This is a genomic window from Micromonospora sp. NPDC050686 (assembly GCF_040654475.1).
Classification (GTDB): Bacteria; Actinomycetota; Actinomycetes; order Mycobacteriales; family Micromonosporaceae; genus Micromonospora.
Genome location: NZ_JBFAID010000129.1, coordinates 1 through 2,645 on the forward strand (window position 1 = coordinate 1; position 2,645 = coordinate 2,645).

The 2,645-nt window shown below is 73.9% G+C and carries 2 protein-coding genes and 1 pseudogene; 1 reads left to right on the forward strand and 2 read right to left on the reverse strand.

The window, feature by feature from the left end:
* Positions 1–67: 67 nt before the first annotated feature.
* Positions 68–1,345, forward strand: a complete 1,278-nt coding sequence (locus AB0H57_RS32675; protein ID WP_357512590.1) for a hypothetical protein — start codon at positions 68–70, stop codon at positions 1,343–1,345.
* A gap of 209 nt (positions 1,346–1,554) precedes the next feature.
* On the opposite strand, the pseudogene AB0H57_RS32680 reads toward AB0H57_RS32675, so the two are convergent.
* Together AB0H57_RS32680 and AB0H57_RS32685 are read right to left on the reverse strand one after the other, a co-directional pair.
* Positions 1,555–2,025, reverse strand: a pseudogene (locus tag AB0H57_RS32680) (catalase); the annotation flags it as partial.
* A 39-nt stretch (positions 2,026–2,064) separates the two neighbouring features.
* Positions 2,065–2,526, reverse strand: a complete 462-nt coding sequence (locus tag AB0H57_RS32685; RefSeq protein WP_357512592.1) for a hypothetical protein — start codon at positions 2,524–2,526, stop codon at positions 2,065–2,067.
* Positions 2,527–2,645: the final 119 nt, after the last annotated feature.

Sequence of the window (2,645 nt, forward strand, 5' to 3'; positions counted from 1 at the left end):
CGGGACGCCGTCTCATCTCAGTCCTCAAGGGACAAGCGCCGCAAGCGTTCCCGGAAGGGGACCTCTGATGAAGGAAGGTAATGCCATCAGCGCCCCCACCACGGTCACCGGCACCACCCGAGTCCGGCTGCACCCGCTGCACCTGCGCGCCGAGGGGGAGTCCTGGATCGTGGGGCGGGTCGAAACCGGCGAGTTCATCGCGGTGCCACCGGTCGGGCAGCGGGCCGTCACCCTGCTGGCCGACGGCACGGTCGACGAGGTACGCGCCCGGCTGCGGGCGGAGACCGGCGCCGACGTCGACGTGGCCGCCTTCGTCGCGTCCCTGGTCGACCTCGGGTTCGTCGCCGAGCTCGACGACCGCGCGCTGGCGCAACCGCCCGTACCCCAGTCGATGCTGCCGTGGCTGCGGCCGGCGCACGTGCGCTGGCTGCTGCACCCGGCGGTGGCCCTGGCCGCCGCGGCGGTGGTCCTCGCGGCGCTGGCGGCGATCGCGGTCGACCCCGGGCTGGCGCCGAGCTACCGCGACCTGCTGTGGAGCGGCAGCAGTGGCGCGGTGCTGCTCGGCAACCTCGTCATCGTCTGGTCGCTGATCCTGCTGCACGAGTTCGCCCACCTGCTCACCGCCCGCGCCACCGGCGCGCCGGGGCGGATGAGCCTGGGCACCCGCCTGCAGTTCCTGGTGGCGCAGACCGACGTCAGCGGCGTGTGGGCCGCCCCGCGCCGGGCGCGGCTGACCGTGTATCTCGCCGGTATCGCGCTGAACCTGGTGGTGTCCGCCGTCGTCGTGCTGGTGCTCGCCGGCACCGGCCTGGCCGGGTCGGCGCGTGACCTGGTCGCGGCGGTCGGGCTGCTCTCGCTGACCCTGGTCCCCGCCCAGTTCCTGGTCTTCATGCGCACCGACGCGTATTTCGTCCTGCAGGACCTGACCGGCTGCGCCAACCTGTACGCCGACGGCTCGGCGTACGCGCGCCACCTGGCCCGGCGGGCGCTGCACCGGCTGTCCCGCCGGGACGGGCCGGGCGAGGACCCGAGCCGGCGGCTGACGCCGCGCGAGCGGGTCGCGGTGCGCGTCTACACCGTGGTGCTCGTCGTCGGGACCACTGCCTGCCTGGCCGTCGCGGCGCTGGTCACGCTGCCGGTCAGCGTCACGCTGCTCACCACGGCCGCGCACACGATCGTCGCCGGGGGCGCCGCCGCGGAACTGTTCGACGCGGCGGCGTTCGTCGGCGTCAGCCTCCTGTGCCTGGTGCTGTGGACCAGAGCCTGGTGGCACCGGCACGGCCAGCGGGTCCGCCGGGAGATCAGCCGTACCCGCCGACGGGGCGAAGGGAGGTGGACGGCATGAAGAAGCCCGAGAGCCGCAAGGTCGAGAAGAAGGAGACCGGCAAGCTCGACCAGATCGAGATCCGCAAGCTCGACAAGATCGAGACGACGGCGCTGAACAGCAACCCGTCCGGCTGACCGGCCGGGTGCTCCCGGGTCGGCCCGGGGAGACCCGGGCCGACCCCGATGAGGGCGGCCCGTCGGCGTATCGGCGGGCCGCCCTCGTGAGCGTCAGGAGACCGTGGCGGGGAACCGTTCCCAGACCCGGTGCGCCGCCATCAGCTGCCGCACCGAGGTGAGGGCCTCCGTCGCCGAGCCGGCCGCGACGACGCCCGGCGTGCCGGCCACCCCGGCCTGCTCCAGCACGGGCGTCCGGTTGAGCACCAGCCGCCCGACCGGCTGCACCGGGGCCAGCTCCTCCGGGACGATCTTCGTGGGGTCGAGCAGGTCGATGCCGGCGAAGGTCTCCTCCGGCGTGTCCGGGAAGACCTGGATGCCCAGCTCCCACTCCGGGTACGCGCCGGCCTCGTTCGCGTCGTACAGGTCCCGCCGGTGGAAGTCGGGGTCGATGCCGCTGAGCAGCTGCGCCTCCTCCCCGGTCAGCGAGTGCACGCCCAGCTTCGGCTTCCAGTGGAACTTGACCAGCGTGGTCGCCCCGGCCTCGTCGACCAGCCGGAAGGTGTGGACGCGGAAGCCCTCCAGGTTCGCCCTTTCTGCCCTGCGGGAATGGCGGACGAGCCGTCAGCCCTGCGCCCAGCGCCGTACCGTCCGCAGCATCCGGCGCACCATCGTCCGGTGCGCGCCGGAGCTGATCACCAGCAGGCGGTAGGCCCGACCGTGCGGGCCGGGGAACGCCGCCTCCGTCCGGGCGCTGAGCAGCGTGCCGCCCGGCTGCGGCGTCAGGGTCCACAGCAGCGCGTAGCGGGAGAACCGGTGCCGCCCGGTGAGCCGGACGTACCGCCCGGGGGCGGCCTCGGCCACCGCGAAGCCGGGCACCGTCGCGCCCTCGTCCAGCGGGGTGCCGGCGGCGCGGACCGGCACCGCGCCGAGCAGGTGCGCCAGCGGCGCCGTGCCGTCAGAGCGGAAACCGGCCACCTGCCGGGCGAGTGCCCGCCAGACCGCGTCGGCGGGTGCGGCGACGAGCACCGAATGCTCGTCGACGAACGGCAACACCTCGCCGCCCGGCTCATTCGTGGAACCCACCCGACCCGCCCCCTCCGACCAGAACCGTTACCTTTCAGTGCGCTCTGGCGAGCACACGATTGGTAGTCCCGCCTTGCGGTGGGACGGTCCCGGTCTGACCCGCTGATGCGGTGCCGGGT